This is a genomic window from Phytohabitans rumicis, from assembly GCF_011764445.1.
Lineage (GTDB): Bacteria > Actinomycetota > Actinomycetes > Mycobacteriales > Micromonosporaceae > Phytohabitans > Phytohabitans rumicis.
The window spans coordinates 906,991-928,418 of sequence record NZ_BLPG01000001.1 but is presented as its reverse complement, the minus strand read 5'-3'; the positions used below and the strand labels follow the sequence as shown (position 1 = coordinate 928,418).

The window sequence follows — 21,428 nt, the reverse complement described above, 5'->3', positions numbered from 1 at the left end:
GCCCTGCGGTGGACACGCTGCTGACGTTCGCCACGCTCGCCGCGGCCATCCGGCTGGCGGTGCCCGTGGCGATGGCCGCCCTCGGCGAGGTCATCACCGAGAAGGCGGGCGTGCTGAACCTCGGGCTGGAAGGCACGATGCTCTGCGGCGCGCTGGCCGGCTACCTGGCGACCCGGTCGTCCGGCTCGCCCTGGCTCGGGCTCGCCGCCGGCCTCGCGGTGGGCGCCGGCTGCGGCGCGCTGCTGGCGGTGCTGATGGTCGCCGTACGCGCCAACCAGATCGTCACGGGGCTCGCGTTCACCCTGCTGGCGTCGTCGGCGACGACGTACCTCTACGAGCGCTCCTACACCCTCGGTCAGTCGCCGCCGCGCATCGAGCGCCTCGGCATGCCGCCACTCGTGGCGCTGGTCATCGCCGTCCTGGCCGCCGTCTGGTTCCTGCTGAACCGGACCACGGCGGGCCTGGTCATCACCGCCACCGGCGAGGCACCCGAGGCCGCCGACGCGCTGGGCTACCGGGTGGCCCGCATCCGCACGGCCGCCACCGTCGCCGGCAGCGCCCTCGGCGGCCTGGCCGGCGCGATGCTCGTGTGTGGACCGCTCGGGCTGTTCATCCAGAACGTCACCGCCGGGCGGGGCTGGGTGGCGCTGGCACTCGTCGTGTTCGCTCGATGGCGACCGGAGCTGTGCGTGCTGGGCGCGCTGCTGTTCGGCGTGTGTGACGCGGCGCAACTGCGGTTGCAGGGCACCGCGGCGGCCGTGCCGTACGAGGCGTTCCTCGCCCTGCCGTACCTGGTCACGCTGGCGGCGCTGATGCTGCGGGCGCGCGACAGCCGCACACCGCAGGCGCTGGCCGTGCCATACGTGCGCGGCGCCCGCTAAGGAAGGCCGGCGCGGGCCCGTACGGCGGCTGCCCGGCCCGCCGCCTCGTCCAGCACGGCGGCCTCGTCGACGCGGGTCAGCCGCCGCTCGCGCATCAGCCACTCGCCGTCGCAGAGCACCGACTCCACGTTCTCGCTCTTCATCGCGGTGACCAGTGCGGACACCGGGTCGGCCGCGGTCGCCAGGTTCGGCGTTCGCGGGTCGATCAGCACCAGGTCGGCCCGCTTGCCCACCTCGATCGAGCCCACCAGGTCGGCCATGCCGAGCGCCCGCGCCCCGTCGATCGTGGCCATCTCCAGTACCTTCCGCGCCGGCAGCACCGTCGGGTCGCGGCGCAGTCCCTTCTGGACGATCGACGCCAGCCACATCTCGTCGATGACGCTCATCCGGTTGTTCGACGGCGCGCCGTCGGTGCCGAGGCCCACCACGACGCCGGCGTCGAGCATGTCCGCCACCCGCGGCGTACCGAGGATCTTCAGGTTGGACGCGGCGTTGTGCGACACCGGGCAGCCGCGCTCGGCCAGCAGCCCGATCTCCTCGTCGTCGAGCCACACCGCGTGTACGGCCAGCAGGTGCGGCCCGAGCGCGCCGAGCCGCTCCAGGTGGCGCACCGTTGTCGTGCCCGGGTCCGCCGGACGTGCTCGTTCTCCTCCGGAATCTCGGCGACGTGCATCTGCGCCACGGTGCCGAGCGCCCGGGCCCGCTCGATCGTGGCGACGATAAGCTCGTCGGAGTTGTTGAAGATGGTGCGCAGCGTGTACGAGAAGCGCAGCCGGCCAACACCGTGCCAGCGGGCGGCCAGTTCGTCCTGCCGACCCAGCACCTCCACTGTGGACTCCTGGTCGGCGGCTGGCCGGCCTTCGCCCGAGTCCATGGTGCTGCGGCCCAGCAGCGCCCGGATGCCGGCGGCGGCGAGCCCGCGGGCCATCCCGTCGACGTGCCGCCCGCCCGGGTCGGCGATGAGCGTGCAGCCGTTGCGGATCTGCTCCACCGCGCAGGCCAGCGCGGAGATCTCGCTGTCGGCCTCGGTGAGCGCCACCTCGTACGGCCAGATCCGCTCGTGCAGCCAGGTCAGCAGGTCGACGTCGTCGGCGACGCCCCGCCCGAGCTGCTGGCTGGTGTGGCAGTGCGTATTGACGAAGGCCGGGATGACGATCCGCCCCGCCGCGTCGTACTCCTCCCGGGCAGGCGCGCCCGACGGCTCGGGTCCCACGTGCGTGATCTCGCCGCCCGTCGCCTCGACCCAGCCGGTGAACGGCGCGGCGGTCACCGGTACGACCAGCGCCGGACCCACGCGGAGATCAACCATGCTCACCCGGCGGACCCTATGACCTGTGTGTTACGCGCAAGCAACGGGGTCGAAAAGGACCGTCGATAGCTTCCAGTTATGGACACTGGGCTCCCAGTTATCAACGTCAGCGCGTTCGCCACCGGCGCCGCACCGGGTCCCGAGCGGGACGAGGTGGCCGCGCTCCTGGACAGCACGTGCCGCGAGACGGGCTTCTTCCTCATCGACGGCCACGGCGTCGACCCCGCGACGCGGGCGGCGATGTTCGAGGCGATGCGCGCCTTCTTCGCCATGCCGCTGGCCGACAAGGAGGCCATCGCGATCGGCAAGTCGCCGTGCCACCGGGGGTACGTCGGCATCGCGACCGAGATCCTCGACGACAAGGACACCCTCGCCGGTGACCTCAAGGAGACCCTCGACACCGGCGGCGAGCACGGGCCGGACCATCCGGAGGTCGTCGCCGGCGTGCCGCTGTTCGGGCCGAACCAGTTTCCGGACCTGCCCGGCTTCCGCGAGGCGTGGGAGGACTACCGCGCCCAGGTGATCGAGGCGGCGGGGCGGGTGCAGCGGGCGATGGCCCGCGCGCTCAGCCTGCCCGATGACTTCCTCCTCGACCTGCCGGGCGGCGAGACCATGTATCACCTGCGGCTCATCCACTACCCCGCACAGCGGACGTTCACCCCGGTCGAAGGGCAGCTCGGCTGCGGCGTGCACACCGACTACGGCACGGTCACCCTGCTCGCCGACGACGGCAACGGCGGCCTGCAGGTGATGCGGCGCGACGGCGCGTGGATCGACGTACGCATCCCGGACGGCCTGTTGGTGGTCAACCTCGGCGACCTGATGGCGATCTGGACCAACGATCGCTGGGTGTCCAACCCGCACCGCGTGATCAACCCGCCGGACACGGACCGCTACTCGATGCCGCTGTTCGTCACGCCGCCGTACCACGCGGAGATCGCGTGCCTGGAGAGCTGCCTCGCGCCGGGACAGCAGCCGGCGTACGGCCCGCAGTTCGCCGGCGAATACCTGATGTCCCGCCTCGACGCGACGCACAGCTACCGCAACCCGCTGCTGGCCGAACTCAACGGCTGATGGCGGCCTCGCCTGCCCGTGCAGGCTCGTCGAAGCTGCGGGTCCACGCGGCGATCCGGTCCCATAGCTCGAACCGGGTGGGTGCGAAGTTGCTGCAATGTCCGGCCCGGGGCAGAAGGTAGAGCGTGATGTCGCTGCTGCCGGGGTAGTGGACCGGTTCGGTACGGGGCTCGGCCGCCACGTCGACGGCGCTGAAGCCGACGAAGACGGGCGAGCTCACCCGTGCCGCGAGTGGCGCGCTGTACCCGTCGAGCAGAGCCTGCACGTAGGGCCGGCGCGACCACCGCGCGGAAACGCTCGCGTCGGCGGCAGTCAGTTCTGGGTCGTCCTCGGGGCCGTAGAGCCAACCGCTGTGCTCCGCCTTGCTGGGAAGTCCGTACAGGTCCGCCCAGGTGTCCTTGAAGAACGCCTTCGCCTGGTCCTTGGCGACCAGCCAGGGGTCGACCGCCTCGCGACCCATCGACTCGTCGACGACCACCTTGGCGCTGTGGGTCACGCCCAGGCAGCAAATTCGCTCGTAGCTGCCGTGCGTGGCCTGCTGCGCGACGACCGTGAAGCCACCGAGCGAGTGACCGACGCCGACCATCGTGATCCGCTCCAGCGCGGGGAGGCCGGGATGCAGCGTGCCGTCGCGCAACCGGGCGCGTAGCAGCCTGACGAAGCTGTCGGCGGCCGCGCCCATGACCTCCAGCGACACGGCGTCCCCGTCCACCACCGGCTGGCTGCTCTCGCCGACACCGAGCTGATCGGCGGCGACGACGACGAATCCTTGCTCAGCCCAGTACTTGGCCGCGCTGTAACCGGTGCGGCCGCCGTAGTCGATGTCCCAGTACTTGCGGTCGTAGGAGCCACCGGGCCAGCAGACCAGGACGGTCGCTGGGTCGCCGGGCCGGATGTTCGGCGGCGGGTAGACGGTGGCCGCGATCGCGAGCGGCTGGTCGTCGGGTACTTCGGCGACACGGACTGGGAAGTCCGTCCGCGTTGCTGTGTCAGTCATGTGATCGTCCCTGACTATGGAGATTTTGAGGTTAGGTTCAGGTTCAGATCGAGTTCTGAGCTGCCGCGATGCCCGTCGTGGTCCGGGCCGTTGCTCCCGCGGCCTCACCCTGCGCGGTCCACAATCGACAGAGCCGGCAGGTGGTGCTGGTGGGTTCGCGGCGGCGTAGAGCAAAGGCTTGTTCGCGGTAGCACTCCACATCTGCCCTGCCCGCCGTAGTTGCCGGCCCAGCGGGCCGGGGCTGTGGGTTGTGGGACGCGGAGGGTGCGGCCGCGGGAGCGACGGCTTGGACCGCGACGGGCGTCGCGGCAGCTCAACATCTTTTGACTTTCCTCACCCTCACCGCGAGACGTCTCTAGACGGGATGGCGGCGCCCGAGCAGCGCAACGGCCGGTCGATGGCTTCGATCTGACCTGAATTCACTTTGGCACCTCGTACTATCCGCCCAGATCAACCACGTGTCAACCCGGTGACGATGAGGTGGACTCACCTGGTCATGGAGGCGCCCAGTCCGGCGTTCGTGGTGAGGAAGGTGGTCGTGGGCAGGCCGCCGTCCGGCCGGCGCGGGCCCCGGGCGGTCGTGGGGTCGGTGCTGCCGAACATCGCCGCGGTCCGGCCCTCGCCGTTCCAGCTGTTGCCCGCCGCTTGGACGCCGGCACCGAGCTTGGCGTCCGCGTCGTTCGCGAGCCCGATGTTGTCGCGCAGCGTGGCCGGCGCATCGGCGATGAAGTATCCGGCGGCGCCGTTGTGGTACGAGGTGTTGCGGGTCAGTTGGAGCCGGCCCGGGTTGGTGCCGTCGGTGAAACCGTGGTGGGTGTTGTCCCAGGCGGCGTTGTCGCGGACCACGTGCGCCGCGGAGGCGACGGGATTGCCGCCGCCGAGGACGAAGCCGTCCCCGTTGCCGTACGCCCAGTTGCTCTGCACCGTTACCGGGCTGGCGAACGCACCCAGGTCGATGCCGTCGTCGCCGTTCTGGTACGCCCGGCACCCGCGGATCACGTTGTCCGCACCGGAACCAAACTTGATGCCGAGGCCGATGCCCTGGTTGTCGAAGAAGTCACTGTCGAGCACCTGATTGCCGATCGTGTTGGCGCCGCGCACGGTCAGACCCGACTCGACATTGTCGTGAATGGACAGACGCCGGAAGGTGACGTACTGGCAGGACAGGCACGCGTACGCGTGACTCTTGGAGTTTTTGATTTCCAGGCCCTGGACCGTCCAGTGGCTGGCCTGCTGGGTGATCATCCACTTGTCGGCGGGTACGCGGCTGGCGTCGATGACCGGCGTCTCGTCCCGGTAGTTGCTGAGCGTGATGCGGGCGTCCGGCGTTCCGCTGATGGTGATCGTGACCGGTTCGGCCGGTCGGTAGGTGCCGCCGCGCAGCGCGATGGTCAGCCCCGGTCGCGCGACGGCCACGGCCTTGCCGAGGGTGGCATACGGGCGGGCCAGCGTCCCGTCGGCGCCGTCGGAACCGTTCGGTGCCACGTAGATGTCGGCTTCGAGTACGCCGGACACCGCGGGCGGGGCGGCCGCGGCCGTGGGTGACGCGATGGTGCGGGCGGGCGCGGGCGCCGCGGTGGGGGTGGGGGCGAGGGCGCGCTGCGCGGCGGTGGGGCTGACCGCCGGTGGGCGCGCCTGCGGGGTGGGCGTCTCCAGCACGGTGTACGTCAGGCCGCCCGCCGCGATGACCGTCACCGTGGCGGCGGCCGCGACCGGCTTGGCCGACAGGCTCGGCAGGAGGTTGCGGAGCTGGTCGAGGAGGCTGAGCTTGCCCAGCAGCAGGTGACCGCCCGCGGCCGCCGCCGACGCGACCGCGGGCACGGCCGCCTCGAGTACCGGCCGGAGGCTGTCCTGCAGGGCGGCGGGCATCGCCACGAGCCCGATCCCGGCCAGCAGCTTCTCCGGCGGGATCAGGCCGTTCTGCTGCCCGCGACACTGGTCGCAGCCGCGTACGTGGCGGTTCAGCCGCTTCCGCCAGAGCGGGCGGGGCCGGCCGTCCCACCCCCTGACGGCCGTGGCGAGCTGCCCACACATCGGGACCTCGCGCAGGGCGCGCACGATCATCCGGGCGACGTCGAGCTGCGCCTTCATCCGCTGGAGCCGGACCGCCGCGTGCTGCGGGTTGACGTCCAGCGCCGTGGCCAGCTCCGCCCGGGTCAGCTGGCCGGCGGCCTCCTGCCACCACAGCGAGAGCAGGTCGCGGTCGGCGGGCTCGAGCCACCGCGCCGCCTCGGCCACCTCGCGCCGCTGGCCGGTCAGCATCAGCTCGGTGACGGTCCGGTCGGCGAAGTCGGCGCCCGGGTCGGCGACCTCCGCCGGGTCGTGCCGGCCCAGGAGGGTCCGCTTCTGCCTGCGGTGGTGGTGCTGGACCTGCCGGTACGCGATGGTCACCACCCAGGACCGGAACCGTTCGGGCTCCTGGAGCTTCGGCAGCGCGCGGAACACCTGCAGCATCGTTTCCTGGACCACGTCGTCGACGTCGGCGTGCCCGTTCAGGCCACGGCCAATCACGTTGTAGAGGACGGGGAGGTGGCCGGCGATGAGGTCGTCCAGCGCCCGCCGGTCGCCGGCTTGCGCCCGCGCCACCAGCTCGGCAATGTCGCGCGCGGCTTCGGTCTGGCTCTCCGTCACGGGGTACAAGGTGGCATGGTGCCGTTTTCCCTGTAAAGGAGCAATTTCGAGTTTCGGTTATGCCCGGACCGGCGGTGGCATCTACGAGGGTGACGCACAACCCGCACTCCTGAAGGGTCCACACCGTTGTCCGAGTCGAAGCACCGGCGCCCGAAACTCCGCCGATCCACGCGGTGGCAGGCGGCGATCGCGCTGGCCGTGGCCGTTCCCGGCACCGTCATCGGGATTTCCATGCTGTCCTCGCAGGCGGCCACCGCCCCGGCCGCGGGCGCCGTGTACCAGCTCGCCGTCACCAAGAGTGGCCTGTGTGTCGACGTGGTGTCCGGCGCCAAGACCAGCGGGGCCAAGCTCCAGCAGTGGGGCTGCGCGTCCGGGGCCACCTGGCAGCAGTTCAGGCTGGTCACCGCGGGCGCGAACCGCTACCGACTGGTCAACCTCAACAGCGGGATGTGCGTCGACGTGCCGGGCGGCTCGACAGCGAGCGGTGTCCAGCTCCAGCAGTGGGGCTGCGGCGACGGCCAGGCCAACCAGACGTGGACGCTGACACCGAGCGGCAGCGGGACCTTCCAGATCGTGAACGTGGGCAGCGGCCTCTGCGTCAGTGACAAGGGCGCCTCCGTCACCTCCGGGACCGCCATCATCCAGGAGACCTGCACCGCGAACACCAACAAGCAGTGGGCTTTCAAGCCGGTCGCCGGGTCGACCACCGTCGCCGCGGACGGGACGGGCCGGTACAAGACGGTGCAGGCCGCGATCGACGCCGTGCCCGCGAACAACGCCAGCCGGGTCACCATCACCATCAAGCCGGGCACGTACCGGGAGATCGTGACGGTGCCGGCGAACAAGCCGTACATCACGCTCCAGGGCACCGGTGACTCCGCCGACGACGTCGTGATCGTCAACAACCACCACGCGGGCGCGTACGGCACATCGAACAGCGCGACCGCGTTCGTGCACGGCCATGACTTCGTGGCGGCGAACCTGAGCATCTCCAACGACTTCGACGAGGCGTCGGTCGACAGCGGACACCAGGCCGTGGCCCTGCACCTCAGCGCGGACCGGGCCACCCTGTCCAACGTGCGCCTCCTGGGCGACCAGGACACGTTCCTGGTCAACGACGGCGCCCGGGCGTACATCGTGAACTCCTACGTCGAGGGCACGGTGGACTTCGTGTTCGGCGGCGGCACCGCGGTGTTCGACAACTCCGAGATCCACGAGAAGGCCCGCGGCGGCAGCCTGACCGCGGCCAGCACCGCGGCGACCAAGACGTACGGCTTCCTGTTCTACAAGTCGCGAATCACCGCGGACGCGGCCAACGGCTCCAGCTACCTCGGCCGGCCGTGGCGGGCCGACGCCCAGGTCGTCTACCGCGAGTCGAGCCTCAGCGCCGCCATCAGGACCGGCCAGCCGTGGACCGACATGTCGAGCAACACCTGGCAGGCCGCCCGGTTCTCCGAATACAAGAACACCGGCGCCGGCGCAGGGGTCAACGGCAACCGTCCACAGTTGACCGACGCGCAGGCCGCGAACCACACGCCGCAGAAGTACCTGGCCGGCGCCGACGGCTGGAACCCGGTCGGCTCCACCGTCGGCAGCGCGCCCACCACGAGCGCACGGACCTGGTCCAGCACCGCGGACGGGTTCGCGTCCACCGACGGCGGCACGACGGGCGGCGCGTCCGGCCAGACCGTCACCGTCACCACCCAGGCCGACCTGGTGAAGTACGCCACGGCCAGCGCCGCCTACGTCATCAAGGTCGGGGCGGCGATCACCATCAGCCCGAAAGGCACCGAGATCCGCGTCGCGTCGAACAAGACGATCATCGGGGTCGGCACCAAGGGCGAGATCGTCGGCGGTGGCTTCTTCCTCGGTTCCGGGGTCAACAACGTCATCATCCGAAACCTCACCATCCGCGACACCCGGATGGCGGACGACGACCCGGACGACAAGGAATACGACTACGACGGCATCCAGATGGACGGCGCGCACCACGTCTGGATCGACCACAACACCATCACCCGGATGAACGACGGCCTGATCGACAGCCGCAAGGACACCAGCTACCTGACCGTGTCGTGGAACATCCTGTCGGAGAACAACAAGGCGTTCGGCATCGGCTGGACAGACAACGTCACCGCCCGGATGACCATCCACCACAACTGGATCCACGACAACAAGCAGCGCAACCCCAGCACCGACAACGTGGCGTACGCACACCTCTACAACAACTACCTGCAGAACCTGACCTCGTACGGCAACTACGCGCGGGGCGCCACCAAGATGGTGATCGAGAACAGCTACTACGAGAACGTGGCCAACCCCTTCTACCCCGACAGCGCCGCCCAGTTGAAGCAGTCCGGCAGCGTCGTCATCAACTGCACCGGCAAGCAGCAGACCAACGGCTCCGCGTTCGATCCCGCCGCCTTCTACTCGTTCGCCGTGGACCCCGCCAAGGACGTCCCCACCCTCCTGAAGACATACGCCGGCCCCCAGCCGAACATCGGCGCGTAGGGCCACGCGTTGCCGATCAAGGACTCCTCAGCTGTCGACGTACTGGCCGATCGCGTCTACGTACTGCTGGGCGCTGGGTTCTGTGTAGACGCTGCTCGCGGTGATCGGCAGCTTCTCGGGGCACTCGGTGACCTCGCCGGAGATGTGCGCCTGGTGGATCTGGCGGCCGGTGCGCGTCTCGTACAGGGTGACGGTGAACTCGCCGCGGTACATCGGCAGCGGGACCGGGGGTTGGGCGAACCCCACCCGCCGTGGGTCGGTGTAGTTACAGGTGTCGATGGTGTTCTGTTGGGTCTGGTCGACCTCGATGCACGCCACCGCCTGCACCTCGCCGGGGTCGTTGGATCTCCACGCGTTCGAGAAGAGCGCGTTGTTCTTCTCGTCGAGGATCGCCGGCGGCCGGCCCCACGCGCCGCCGAGGCGCAGGTTGTAGTCGGTGGCGAACACGACGGTGGGATGCGGAGCCGCGCCTGCGTACGCCGGGGCGTCCGGAAACACCGTTCCTTCGCACGCCGCCGAGAGCTCGCTCACGGTCGACGGCAGGTCGCTCTCGGGCGGGCCGAGTGAGCGGACCGCCAGCCAGACCATGAGCGCGACCGGGATCAGGGCGGCGGCTGCGACGATCACCGCCTGGCGTACGTGCGGGGATCGGGGCGGCGCGGGCCTGCGCTCCGTCGCGCCGAACAGCGGGTGCGGTGCCGCCTGCTCGCGGGCGGTGGCCTGGGCGTACACCGCCTGCGCCAGCGGGTCCAGCGTCGCCGGCTCGACGCCCGTCACCAGCTCCGCGAGCGGTGGCGGCAACTCGCCGCCGGAGGCGAGCCGGCGGTCGATCAGCCCGGTCCAGTCCAGGGCGGCCGCGGCCAGGTTTCGGTCGGTGCGGGCCAGCCGGCGCAGCACGTCCCGGAACTCGTCGAACTCGTCCGCGCCGACGTCGCCGAGGTACGCCTGCGCTGCGGCGACCAGGGCGCCGTCCGGCGTGCCGTCGCCCGGCCTGGCACCCCGCCCCAGAGCTTCGACGAGCCGGCAGGCGATCGTGGCGGCCCACGCCAACCGGACAGCCGGCTCCATATGGAAACTCCCCAGGGCGAACGCACATCGACCCCCGTGAGACTATCGCCCCACCGCTACCCGCCCGCGGCGCGTCGCCCTTCCACGCGCCCGCCCGCCGCGCCGCGTCGCGTCGCGTCGATCAAGGGATTTCGCGTCGATCAAGGGCATATGGTCGCACTTTGATCTCCGATCCACGACCATATGCCCTTGATCGACGGACGGGTCGGTGTCGGCGGACGGGTCCGTGGGCCGGGCCAGGCGAGGCCAGGCCGGGCCCGGCCCCGTCACTCCAGCCGTACTCGGATCAGGGATCGCGGCTCCCGGCCGGCGAGCAGCCAGCCAAGAGCCACGGCGACCAACGGCACGCCCACAGCGATCACGAGCAGCTCCACGACCGGCACCCGCGCCAGCTCGCCGAGCTGGTTGCGGGATGAACCCGCCACTATCACGGTGTACGCGGCGCCGATGCCCAGGATCCCGCCCAGCAGCGCGAGCCCGCCGGCCGTTGCCGAGGTGAGCGTGCGCCGGATGCGACGCGTCGCGCCCGTCGCGGTCAGCGTGCGCAGGTCGCCCGCCGCCTCGGCCCGGATCAGCCCGACGGTCATGGCAAGGATCGCGAGCGCGAGTACTGCTCCGGCCGCTGTCGCGATCGCGCGCAGTGCCAGCAGCCCGCCGCGCTTGTCGCGGTCCTCGACGACCAGCCCCGCGTCGAGCGCGAGTTCCCGCGCCCCGGTGAGCTGCTCCTCGGTCAACGGCCGGGGGGCCTCGACCAGCCAGCCGGCCCGCACCGGCTGCCAGTTGTGGCGGCGCAGCGCCGCCGGGGTGAGGAACGTCTTCGGAAGCGACTCGAACCGCGGCCGCGTGGTCAGCACGTCCGTTGTCTGGCCGACGCCGGCGGGGTCGACGCCGTAGTAGCCCAACAGCTCGGGCGTGGCGACGAACGACGGGCCGGCACCGGCCGGCAGCCGCCCGATCCGTCCGCCACCGGCATCCGCCTGCGGTGCCTCGGCCGGATCTATCGCGATGTCAAGCGGGATGACGGTCGGGTTGGCGAGCGTGGCCGTGTACCGCCGCACCTGGGCCTCGATCGCCGCGAGCTGGGCCGGTGTGCGGTCGGGAACGCGCAGGCCGGGGGAGTCGATCCAGACGAGGAGCTGGCGGTCGGAAAGGTTGCTCTCGACGGCGGTCTGCGCGAGGACGCCCGCCGCGACCACGATCGCGGTCGGGATCGCGAGCGCCACGCTGATCGCGGCCAGCGCGGCGCTCGACCGTGCCTGGTGGCGGGCGAGGTCACGTAAGGCCAGCCGGGAAGCGACCGGAAGCCGGCCGCCGATGGCGGCAAGCACCCGGATCGCCAGCGGGCCCACGAACAGCAGGGCGAACCCGATCGCCAGCGTGCCGGCGACGATCAGCGCCACCTCGGCGACCTCCAGCGCGTTGCCGGATGCCGCGTTGTTCCGTTGCGCGAGCCGCAGCGACACGATGCCCAACACGTAGAGCACGGCCGCGGCCACCGCCGACCGGCGCACCCGCTTGGGCCGTGGCGGGCGCGAGGACAGGGCGAGCGTTATCGGTACCCGGGCAGCGACGCGCGCCGGCCGCCACGCCGCCGCGGTCGCGGTCAGGATCGTCAGCAGTACGGCGGCGGCGATCTGCCACCACGGCAGGTCGAGCCGGTCGATGCGATGCCCCGCCGCCGTCTCGAACCGTGGCGTCACGGCGAACCACACCAGGACACCCGCGACCGCGCCGACCACCGACGCGGCGACACCGACCGCGGCGCCGTCGGCCAGCAGTACGAGACGAAGGTGTCGTGGAGTCGCCCCGATCGCGGCGAGCAGGCCGAGCTGGCGCAGCCGGCGGTGCGCGATGACGGCGAAGCCGGCCGCCGCGATGAGGCAGATGAGCAGCATGCTCACCGCGAAGACGCTGAACACGCCGGCGGCCGCCTCGACCCACTCGTCCGAGGGACGCACCTCGTACGGCGGCTGGCCGTGCTGCGCGCGGTACTCCGCGAACCGGGCCGGATCGGCGGCGGTGAGCACGGTGACCGACTCCGGCGGTAGGGGCCGTGCCGGCGCTACGAGGATGAACTCCGCGCGAAGATCGCCGGGGTTCTCGACCAGGCCGACCACGCTCCAGGTGCGGCCATCGAGGGTCAGCGCGCCGCCGACGCGTACCCGCAGCTCCGCCGCCACCTCGTCGGTGAGCGCCGCCTCGCCGGGCGCGGTCGGGTAGCGACCCGTCACCAGCCCCAGCATCGGCCCGCTGTACGGACCGCGTGGATCCTGCGCCCGCAGCTCGACGGTCTCCACCGAACCCGGGACCGGCAGGTACCAGTGCCCGACCACGTCGATCGTGCCGAACCACTCGCGCGCCTGCGCGATCCGGGGATCCAGCGGCCGCTGTTCGTCGGCGTACAACGTGAACCGCTGGCTGGCGGCGCCGAACCTGGCGCTGCCCGGCGGCGTCGCGTGGTAGCCGGCCGACACGCCCACGACGGCCGCCGTGACGGCGACGGTCAGGAGCGTCAGCACCACGACCTGCTGGCGCCACTCGCGGCGGAACAGCCGCCACGCCCAGCGGACCACCGCACGCCGGGCCGGCAGGCCGCCGTTACGGCTCACTTGTTGGTCCCGGGGGCCAGGAGGGATTCCGGGCCAGGGCTCGGTGCCGTCTGGTCGACCACCCGGCCGTCACGCAGGAACACCACGCGGTCGGCCCAGGAAGCCATCTGGGCGTCGTGGGTCACCACCACACAGGCCACGCCATCGTGGCTGGCCACGCGGAGCATCCGCATCACCGTCTCGCCGCTCAACGAGTCGAGCGCGCCGGTGGGCTCGTCGGCCAGCAGCAACCGCCGTTCACCGACGACGGCCCGCGCGATCGCCACCCGTTGGCGCTCGCCGCCGGACAGCTCGTCCGGGTCGCGGGTGGCCCGCTCAGTCAGGCCAAGCTTGGCGAGTACCTCCATCGCGGCTGCCCGAGCAACCTTGACCTTCACGCCGTCCAGCTCCAGCGGAAGCGCCACGTTCTCGACGGCGGTCAGCCCGGCGAGGAGGTTGAAGTCCTGGAAGACGTACCCGATCGACCGCCGCCGCAGCCGTGCGCGGTCGTTGCTGGACAGGCACGCCAACTCCTGACCGGCGATGAAGACGTCGCCGCTGGTCGGTTCCTCCAGCGTTCCGGCGATCGTGAGCAGCGTGCTCTTGCCCGAGCCGCTCGGGCCCATCACCGCCACCAGCTCGCCGCCCCGAACGGACAGGTCGACCTCGCGCAACGCGTGCACCTCGGCGCGACCCGATCCGTACACCTTGGACACCTGACGCAGCTCGACGGCCGCGCTCATCGCCGTAGCCCTGCGATCTTGCGGCCGACGCGCGGCGCGGACGTCGGGTCCTCGCTCGCGGTGCGAGCCGGTAGGCGCTTGAGCCGGGCGTCCGCTGTGTCGAGCCACCGGACGATGGCTTCTATCCGGAACAGCTCCGAATCCACGACGAGCGACAGCTCCACCTCGCCCTCGGCGAGCTCGCTCTTCAGGCGGGTGTACTCCTGCATCGCCTGCACAAGATGCCGTCGGTGCACCTGGAGCAGCGCGGGCAGGTCCACACCTGGTACGCGCATCGCCACGAGCACCTTGATGACGAGCCCGTCGCGCGGTGGTGGAATCACGTCCGGTGGCGTGCGCAGCCACTCGCTCAGCTCGTCGGAGCCGGCCGGCGTGATGGTGAATGCGTTCTGGGGCCCCGCGCCGCCGGGGCCCTCCGACTCGACGAGGCCGTCGCGCTCCAGGCGTTGCAGGGTGGTGTAGACCTGCCCGACGTTGAGCGGCCACACCTCCCCGGTTCTGGACTCGAACTCCTGCCTCAACTGGAGGCCGTATTTCGGGCCCTCGCTGAGTAGAGCCAACAGGGCGTGCCGGATGCTCATACCGGGTATGATACTCAGTATATTCGGCTCGCCGTCAAGGGTTCCACGTGTGGTGGACGTGGGAGGCTCCACAGAGCGCGTACAGGTAGAGGTCGAGGTAGGTCGGGCGGGGCCACGGCAGTGACTGGGGGCCGTTGGTCTGGTAAAAGTCGGTCCGATATTCCTCGGCGAGCCTGACATCCAGTCTGGTCCGGTCGGTGATCGGTTCGCCGTCGTGGCTGGGGACGTCGTTGAAGGGCTCATCGGTCAGGTTCGCGGCCCGTAGGACGTAGACGCGGCGGCCATCGGGAAGCTCGTCCACGAAAACCGTCCGGTCGCTCTTGGCGGCCTCGAACTGTCCGACGATGTACTCCTCCGCGTTGTTTTCCAGGAGGCATTCCCGCAGCGAACCTGCCGCGAAGAAGTCCTGTGCCGCGAGGTGCAGGGCGAACAGAGCCAACGGGCTGCGGGTGGTGGCCGCGCCGGCACCTTCTGGCTGGACGTCCATCGCCTCACCGATCTGGTGGTTGCTCAGCGGTGTGCCGCTAACGGTCTCGTTGTGCTCCGGTGGGCGCCAGCCCGACGAGATCTGCAGGCGGTACGGTCGCGGCACGAGATTGCCGTCCGGGTCGGTCGTGGCAAGCCGGCTGACCGGTCCCGCGGCGAGAAGCTTCGCCTGGAGGAAGCCGTCCGCGCTGGACAGCGGCAGGGTCGGGCCAGTCAGCAGGTTGCTGACCTTCGTGACCAGCTCGACCGCGTACGGGGGCAGGGTGAGCGGGGGGATGGCTGTGCCTTCCTCCAGCGCCCGCAGGACGCTGACCATCTCGGCGGCGTATGCGCCGGCGGCCGTTCGAGCTTGGCCGAGGCGCTCCGGTGCCTCCGCCATGATCAGGGTTTGCCGATACGCGCCGTTTCCTTGCCCCGGCCGGATGGCGGCACGGCGCGGGACGTTGATCAGGCCACCACTGCTCACGAGGGCGGGGCGTACCGGCCGCTGATGCGCGTCGTACTCGACCTCGTGCAGCTCGCCAGCGCGCCGGGTCGGCAGGACGATGGCGGCCAGCCGGTTACCCTGCCATTTCCACGAGTAGGTCTGGAAGTAGTCGGTGAACCGGAGGTGGAAGGCGTACTCCTGGCGTATGCAGTCCCGTTCGTCCTGTGCGACGGCGAACTCGTGGGAGATGCCCGCGTCCGGGCCGAGCCGGATGTGGTAGCGCAGGGGGTACAGCCGGCGCAGTAAGAGCCGGCGCCGCGCCTGGACTCCCCATCGTGGATGGGACGGGCGGGTGAGCGGCAACTCGTGCGGCACCAGGGTCCGCTCGATCCCGGATCCGGCGACATTCTCGCCGCTGCGGCCCACGGGGCCATAGGTCACCTCGCGCGCGAGGTCGTCGTAGAACGCGGACGGGCGCTCGGGCGGCTTGGCGCGGGTTGTGGTGACCTGGTCCGGATAGTCTGTCGCCAGAAACTCGCCCGCGGTGCCGGATCCGGGCACCAGCGACTCCTTGTCCATTCCGTGCCGCTGCCACAGCTGGGTGAGCGCCAGCCGGGCAATAGTCGGCTGCCGGCGTTCCACGTGCATCGGCCTCGGGCCGGCCTGCGCATCGACGAGGGCCGGACCGAAAACGTGGATCCGCTCGCAGGTGACGAAGCTGAACAGGGCCGTCGGCACCACGCCGTACGGCTGCAGGACGAGGCTCCTGCGCGAACCTCCCCAGACGGCCCGCAGGTCGGCTCGGGCCGGCGTGGTCACCGTACCGGCCAGGCCGCTGGCGACCCCGCCGCCGCGGAAGCCGTCGGTGAGCACGTCGTACACGGCATCGAGGCCGTCGCCCGGGTCGCGGATACGATCGAGGACGAACCCGGCGTTTACCCGGTACCAGGAGCGGTCGGTCTCGCCCGGCTCCTGTCCCATCACCTCGGCGTAGAGTTCCAACGTTTGGCCGTCCGCCAGGTCGCCGAGCCCGGCCTCGTCCGCCCGGACGCTGTCGGCGAAGCGCCACAGCACCGGACCCTGGCCGGCCAGCCAACTGTCGATCGCCTCGATGGTGTCGAAGTCGGGAGGTACGTCCGGACCGTACGTCTCCTCGCCGCGCGGCCCGTCCAGGCCCTCGACCACCAGCGGCCGGAGGTGCCCGGCTTCGTGGTGGGCGCGCATCGCGTTCGCGAACCGTGCGGCGAAGGGCTCGCTCATCGCGTACACGAAACGCGCGTTGAGGACGGGGAAGTCCTCGCCGTCCGGCGCCGGCCGGGCGCGCAGCCGGCCGAGGTCGCCGTCGCTGAGGTACGTGACGAGCCGCTGCTGGGTGCCGCTGGGCTGGCACACCATGATCCCGAACGTGGGCGGGAGAACGGTGGCGGTCTTGTCCGGGCGGGCCGTCCAGCGCAGCCCCAGGCGCATGGCGGCGATCGAGTCGTACGCGGCGCCGTCGGTGTCGGTGGCCGCCCAGTGCACGGCAGCCGGGCTGAACGTGGCCGGGTCGAAACGTTTGGCATCGTTTACCGCGTCGACCGAGGGTTCCGCCGCGGAGAACCCTCGCAGCGGCATGTGGTGCGGTGGTGTGAAGCCCATGGCGAGGGCGGCGATCCGGTGGAGGGCGTCGGCCAGCATGGTGGCTCCTCAGCCGTTCGCCTGGTCGTCTGCCGACACCCTGACCCAGCCCTCCTGGGCGATGGCCGCGGTCTCGGGAAGCATGGCCTGCTGGGTCGCCGCGGTGATGGGGTCCTGCCGCCAGGTGACCGGCCCGTCCCGGCGGCTCCACTCCTGGCCGGCGCCGAGCGCGGAGGCCAGCGGCATGCGGATGCCGGCCGGGTCGACCAGGACCGGCCCGATCCGCAGCGACGGCACCAACCGGGCCAGCGGCGCCTCGGTCCAGTCGCGGACGAGGCTCACGGCCTTGCGCGGCAGCAGCCCGGAGGTGGCGTGGACCTTGGCGGCCGGGTCCTGTATCAGCGTCAGCGTGACCGTCTGGCCCGGACGCAGCCAGACCGCCGGGTCGGCGGCCAGGTAGCCGGAGGTGATCGGGCGCGGCCCTACGGGCGCGGCGCCCAGCGCACGCAGGTCGCCGCGGTGGCGTCCAATGTCGACGGCTAGCGCCGCGACGCTGTCGTGCACCGGGTACAGCCGGTCGTAGCGGTCGTCGGTGAAGTAGCCGAGCAGCCCGTCGTCGAGCCGGGTGAGCGCGCCGAGGCGGACCGGGAACGACCGCGCCCGGAGCCCCGCCCAGGCCAGGTCCCGGGCGTTCTGGTCGGCCTCGGACAGCCCGGCGATGGGCGGTTCGGGCTCGACCTCCAGGCGCAGGGTCGCGCGTACGATCGCGACCGGGCGGCCGACGAGCTGGGTGACGTGCTCGGTGCCGGTCTGCCCGCCGAGCCCGATGGTGGCGGCGGTCGTCTCGATGACCCGCAGCAACGCTTCCAGCGGGGTGTCGGAGCGGGTGTGTCCCCTGTGGAGGCTGGCCCGCTCGGCGACGTCGCGGTATAGCAGGCCGTGGGTGAAGGCGAGGAGGTGGCGCAGCCGTGGGTCGGCCGCCAGCCTGGCCTCCGGTGTGCTGCCGACCGGCCCGCCACCGCCCGGTGCCTCCTGCCAGACCACGGCGCCGGAGAGGCTGTCGTGTGCGAGCTGCCCGAGCGGGGCGCCGTCCGGGTCGAAGAGCTCCACGGCACCGTCCGCGGGGTCGGGCAGCAGCCAGCCGGCGACCGGGCTGATCGAGCCGCCGCCGGGTGCCGGCGTCTGGTCGACGCTGGCCTCCCTGGTGTCATCGATCGGGTCGGTCAGGCGCAGCAGCAGCCGGGCCGGCTGGTTGATCCGCGGCCGGAGCACCGCCATCCCGGCCTGGTCCGGCCGGTCCGCGCGGATGGCGCGGGCGAGGTACGGCGCGGGCGCGGCGTTGTCGACCAGCGTGAGGGTACGGCCGAACGCGTCGACCACCCGCAGCCGCGTGATCCGGCCGAGCCCGGCCCGCGTCGGTCGGGGCGGCGCGGACGGCTGGCGCGGCTCGCCGCCGTACGCGATGTCGGTGCTGTAGCCCAGCAGCCGCTCGCGCAGCCCGTCCAGCCCGGCGGTGAGCAGGTCGGCCTGGCCCGCCTCCACGGAGAGGCCGCGCAGCTTCGCCGCCACGTCGTCAGCGATGCGGCCCTTGCCGGCCAGGTCGAGCTCGTCCTCTGTGGACAGGAACGCCCGGACCCGGTCGGCGAGCCCGCGGGCGCTGGCCGAGTTGAGCAGCGACCGCCCGCTGAACAGGACGGTCCGGGCCGGGTCCGGGAGGAGGCCGGCGGGCGGCTCGTGGTCGAGCTCGCCCAGCGGCCAGGCGTCGTCCGGCGCGTTCGGGTCGACGGCGAGCTCCCACTCCAGGTACAGCGGGACCCATGCCTGCTGCCAGATGGTGATGCCGGCGGGTGCGGAGCCGGTGCCGTCGCGCAGCGAGATCCCCAGGAGCGGGGTGGCGTCGTCGGTGCCGGCGAGCCACTGGCGAAACACCCGCGACTCGGCCCGCAAGGCCGTCAGCAGCGCGCCCTGCGAGTGCCCGAAGAGGCTCGCGTACTGCTCGAGCAGGCCCTCGTACAACTCGAACGGATCTTCGATGGCGGCCTCGACGAGCAGCGCCTCCGCCTCGTCCGGCACCGCCCCGTGTCCGATCCCGCGTTGGAGCAGGACCCGACCGTCGAGGAAGCCGAGCAGCCGGGTGCCCGGATCGCCGGTGAGTCGGCACGGGAGCGTCTCGCCGGCCTCGAACCGACCGTCGTACCCGTGCCGGAGGCTGCGCCGCAGGCCGCGGATGACGAAGCTGGGGTCCCGGGGGGCGAACCAGCGGGGGCCTGGTCGCCGGACCTCCCGCGCCGCCCGTGGCTCGGGCGAGGTGACGGCCCGGCCCGGCGTGTGTTCGGCCGTGTGCAGGTCGGCCACCCGGCTTCCGTCGGCGGTGAACGCGAAGCGGACGGTCCGGTCCGGGTGACTGGCCAGGAGGGCCGTGGTCGCCGGTGTAGCGGGCGGCGGCCGGACCGCGCTGAACGGGTCGCCGGACAGGACCCGCTCGACGCGGTCCTCGCCGGGCTTGGCGTCGAAGCCGGCACTGTGCAGCTCCGCCTCGACCTGGGCCAGCCCGTCCGGCTCGCCGAGCGTGTCGGCCAGCGCGTGCTGGAACGCGGCCTGCAGCAGCTCCACGTCCGGATCGCCGAGGACCCCGGCCGTCAGCGCGGCGAGGGACTGCTCGGCGGTCGGGCCCAGCCCGACCCGGACCTGCCCGGGGGCCGGCCGGCGGTCCGGCAGCGGGGCGTCGGCGCGTACCCCGTAGATGACGCCGTGGAAGACGGACCGTCGCGGCCACCAGGGCCGGGGTTCGGGCGTCGCGGCGGGGACGAGCCCGCTGAAGTCGGTGACCGGGGCGACCGTGGGAGTGCGGGCGTCCAGGCCGACGGCACGGGCTTTGGCGGCGGTGGCCTCGGCGGCGCGGTGCAGGGCGGCCAGCCGGTCGCTGTCGACGCTCCAGCCCAGCTCGGCCAGCCGGGCGTGGAAGCCGTCGGCGGTGTCGAGGCCGGCCAGCGGGTCCAGTGCGGGCGTGGAGTACCAGCCAACGACCAGGTAGGCGACGTAGCCGGCGGGTGGGCTCGGCTCGTCCTTCCACTCGTCGTAGAAGGCGAAGCGGTCCTCGACGTTGTCGAACACGGCGGCCCACGCCGGGTCGCCGCCGAGCATGGCGTGCAGGTCGGCCGGGTCGAGCTGCGGCGTCGCCGGGGGCGGTGCGGTGAGGTCGGGTGGCCCGGGCTGCCAGGTGTCCAGGACGGTGGCGCGCCGGCGCTCGGACTCGATCACCCAGCCGGCGACCGGTCGCCGGTCGTCCGTGCCCACGCCGGGCAGCAGCCGCAGCACCATCCACCGGTCGGGCAGCGGCCGCCAGTGTGGCTGCCCGTCCGGGCCGGTGGTACGCGCCCGGGTGAGCCCGTCGGGCAGCGCCCAGTGCAGCCGTACCCCTTGCTGCCGGCCGGCCGGGTGGGAGGTGAACGGGTCGGGCATGCGCGGCCGGCCGCCGCCCGGCGCCTGGTCGAACAGGCGGACCCGGATGTCGGCGTGCTCGACGGTGTCGCCGGGGCGTACGACCTGTGCCTGCACGTCGACCGGCACGAGCAGGGCGGGCCCGAGCTCGACCCCGTCCTGGAACGTCAGCGCCGCACCTCGGCTGAGCCCGCTGCGGGCGGTGACCGCGAAGCGCGGGTGGTGGACGTATGGCTGGGTCATGCGGCACCCCAGGCGTTGTCGAGGTCGTCGAGGGAGATCGACGGGACGAATGACGGCTGGTTGGGAACCCCGGTGAAGACCTGCCGGTACGGCAGCTGGACCAGCTGGATCGCAAGCGTGGCGGGCGAGGTCGCGCCCAGCGCGGCGGCCAGCGCGGCGACATCCACCACGCCCGGTGCGCCGGGCCGGAACGGGACCGGGACCGCGCCGGCCGGGCCGGGCACCTCGCGCCGGTCGGGCGACGGCTCCTCGAACCCGAGCTGCAGCCCTTGCCGCGGCTCCTCGATGACCACCTCGTCGGGCAGACCGTCGAACAGGACCAGCAGCACGGCCGGGGCCAGCCGCTCGATCCGCAGCGGGCGGACCTGCTGGCCGGCGCGGGCCGCCCGCACGTGTAGCCCCGGCCAGCCGGCGACGGCCCGCGAGCGGAGCAGGAAGCCGGTGACGACCTCGGCCGCCGCCGGCTCCCATGCCTGGCCGGTCCGGGCGGCCCAGACCTCGCGCTCGGCGGCGTCGACCGCGGTGCGGATGGTCCCGTGGCGGGCACGCAGGTGGGTGCGTTCCCGGATGGTGCCGGCACCGGCGGCGAGCGCGCCGTCCACGGCCGCGTCCACCCAGTTGCGGTCCAGGAACGCGAACCGGATCGACTCCAGCGGCAGCAGCCCGGCGTCGCTGACCAGGTAGGCGAACGGGACTCCGTCGAGCAGGCGCAGCCGGGCGAGCCAGTCGAGCACGGCGGGCGGCGGTGGCGGCCCGCTGCTGGTGTCCGCGGCGGCCTGCAGCTGCGTGGAGACGGCGGCGGCCGAGGAGTAGAGCGCGGTCATGGCGGTC

At 72.1% G+C, this 21,428-nt stretch carries 12 protein-coding genes and 2 pseudogenes; 3 read left to right on the top strand and 11 right to left on the bottom strand.

All coding sequences use genetic code 11. From position 1 onward, the window contains the following. The first annotated feature begins 8 nt into the window (after nt 1-8). Nucleotides 9-881, top strand: coding sequence for an ABC transporter permease (locus Prum_RS03905; protein WP_218577002.1), 873 nt, complete (start codon nt 9-11; stop codon nt 879-881). On the opposite strand, the pseudogene Prum_RS50830 reads toward Prum_RS03905, so the two are convergent. Next, nucleotides 878-1,600: pseudogene (locus Prum_RS50830) on the bottom strand (amidohydrolase family protein); the annotation flags it as partial. The gene Prum_RS03905 and the pseudogene Prum_RS50830 sit on opposite strands and share 4 nt — an antisense overlap. Next, nucleotides 1,522-2,190 (bottom strand): annotated as a pseudogene (locus tag Prum_RS53545) (amidohydrolase family protein); the annotation flags it as partial. The pseudogenes Prum_RS53545 and Prum_RS50830, both read right to left, overlap by 79 nt. A 78-nt stretch (nt 2,191-2,268) precedes the next feature. Between Prum_RS53545 and Prum_RS03895 the strand changes: the two are divergent. Continuing rightward, nucleotides 2,269-3,264 carry an isopenicillin N synthase family dioxygenase gene (locus Prum_RS03895; RefSeq protein WP_173074034.1) on the top strand — a complete coding sequence of 332 codons (996 nt, stop codon included), beginning with the start codon at nt 2,269-2,271 and terminating at the stop codon, nt 3,262-3,264. Here the strand turns inward: Prum_RS03895 and Prum_RS03890 are convergent. Together Prum_RS03890 and Prum_RS03885 are read right to left on the bottom strand one after the other, a co-directional pair. Beyond that, the gene (locus Prum_RS03890; protein ID WP_173074032.1) at nt 3,254-4,261 is read right to left on the bottom strand and encodes an alpha/beta hydrolase; all 1,008 of its coding nucleotides are present in this window, start codon (nt 4,259-4,261) and stop codon (nt 3,254-3,256) included. The two genes, Prum_RS03895 and Prum_RS03890, sit on opposite strands and share 11 nt — an antisense overlap. Before the next feature lie 486 nt (nt 4,262-4,747). Further along, the gene (locus Prum_RS03885) at nt 4,748-6,892 is read right to left on the bottom strand and encodes a sigma-70 family RNA polymerase sigma factor (RefSeq protein WP_173074030.1); all 2,145 of its coding nucleotides are present in this window, start codon (nt 6,890-6,892) and stop codon (nt 4,748-4,750) included. Nucleotides 6,893-7,018: 126 nt separating this feature from the next. On the opposite strand from Prum_RS03885, the gene Prum_RS50825 reads away from it, so the two are divergent. After that, the gene (locus tag Prum_RS50825) at nt 7,019-9,403 is read left to right on the top strand and encodes a pectinesterase family protein (RefSeq protein ID WP_246277629.1); all 2,385 of its coding nucleotides are present in this window, start codon (nt 7,019-7,021) and stop codon (nt 9,401-9,403) included. A gap of 27 nt (nt 9,404-9,430) precedes the next feature. On the opposite strand, the gene Prum_RS03875 is transcribed toward Prum_RS50825, so the two are convergent. The 7 genes from Prum_RS03875 to Prum_RS03845 form a co-directional block, all read right to left on the bottom strand. Further along, on the bottom strand, nt 9,431-10,471 hold the full coding sequence (locus Prum_RS03875; RefSeq protein WP_173074028.1) for a hypothetical protein: 1,041 nt from the start codon (nt 10,469-10,471) through the stop codon (nt 9,431-9,433). A 266-nt stretch (nt 10,472-10,737) separates the two neighbouring features. Further along, a complete protein-coding gene (locus Prum_RS03870) occupies nt 10,738-13,080 on the bottom strand; it encodes an FtsX-like permease family protein (RefSeq protein ID WP_218577001.1) in 2,343 nt (780 codons plus the stop codon). Beyond that, entirely contained in the window at nt 13,077-13,802 is a 726-nt protein-coding gene (locus Prum_RS03865) for an ABC transporter ATP-binding protein (RefSeq protein WP_173074027.1), read from the bottom strand. Before Prum_RS03865 ends, Prum_RS03870 begins: the two co-directional genes overlap by 4 nt. Next, a complete protein-coding gene (locus Prum_RS03860; protein WP_173074025.1) occupies nt 13,799-14,383 on the bottom strand; it encodes a helix-turn-helix transcriptional regulator in 585 nt (194 codons plus the stop codon). Before Prum_RS03860 ends, Prum_RS03865 begins: the two co-directional genes overlap by 4 nt. Nucleotides 14,384-14,417: 34 nt before the next feature. After that, the gene (locus Prum_RS03855; RefSeq protein ID WP_173074023.1) at nt 14,418-16,973 is read right to left on the bottom strand and encodes a D-Ala-D-Ala carboxypeptidase family metallohydrolase; all 2,556 of its coding nucleotides are present in this window, start codon (nt 16,971-16,973) and stop codon (nt 14,418-14,420) included. Nucleotides 16,974-16,982: 9 nt separating this feature from the next. Next, the gene (locus tag Prum_RS03850) at nt 16,983-20,597 is read right to left on the bottom strand and encodes a hypothetical protein (protein ID WP_173074021.1); all 3,615 of its coding nucleotides are present in this window, start codon (nt 20,595-20,597) and stop codon (nt 16,983-16,985) included. Beyond that, on the bottom strand, nt 20,594-21,421 hold the full coding sequence (locus tag Prum_RS03845; RefSeq protein ID WP_173074019.1) for a hypothetical protein: 828 nt from the start codon (nt 21,419-21,421) through the stop codon (nt 20,594-20,596). Before Prum_RS03845 ends, Prum_RS03850 begins: the two co-directional genes overlap by 4 nt. Nucleotides 21,422-21,428 lie beyond the last annotated feature (7 nt).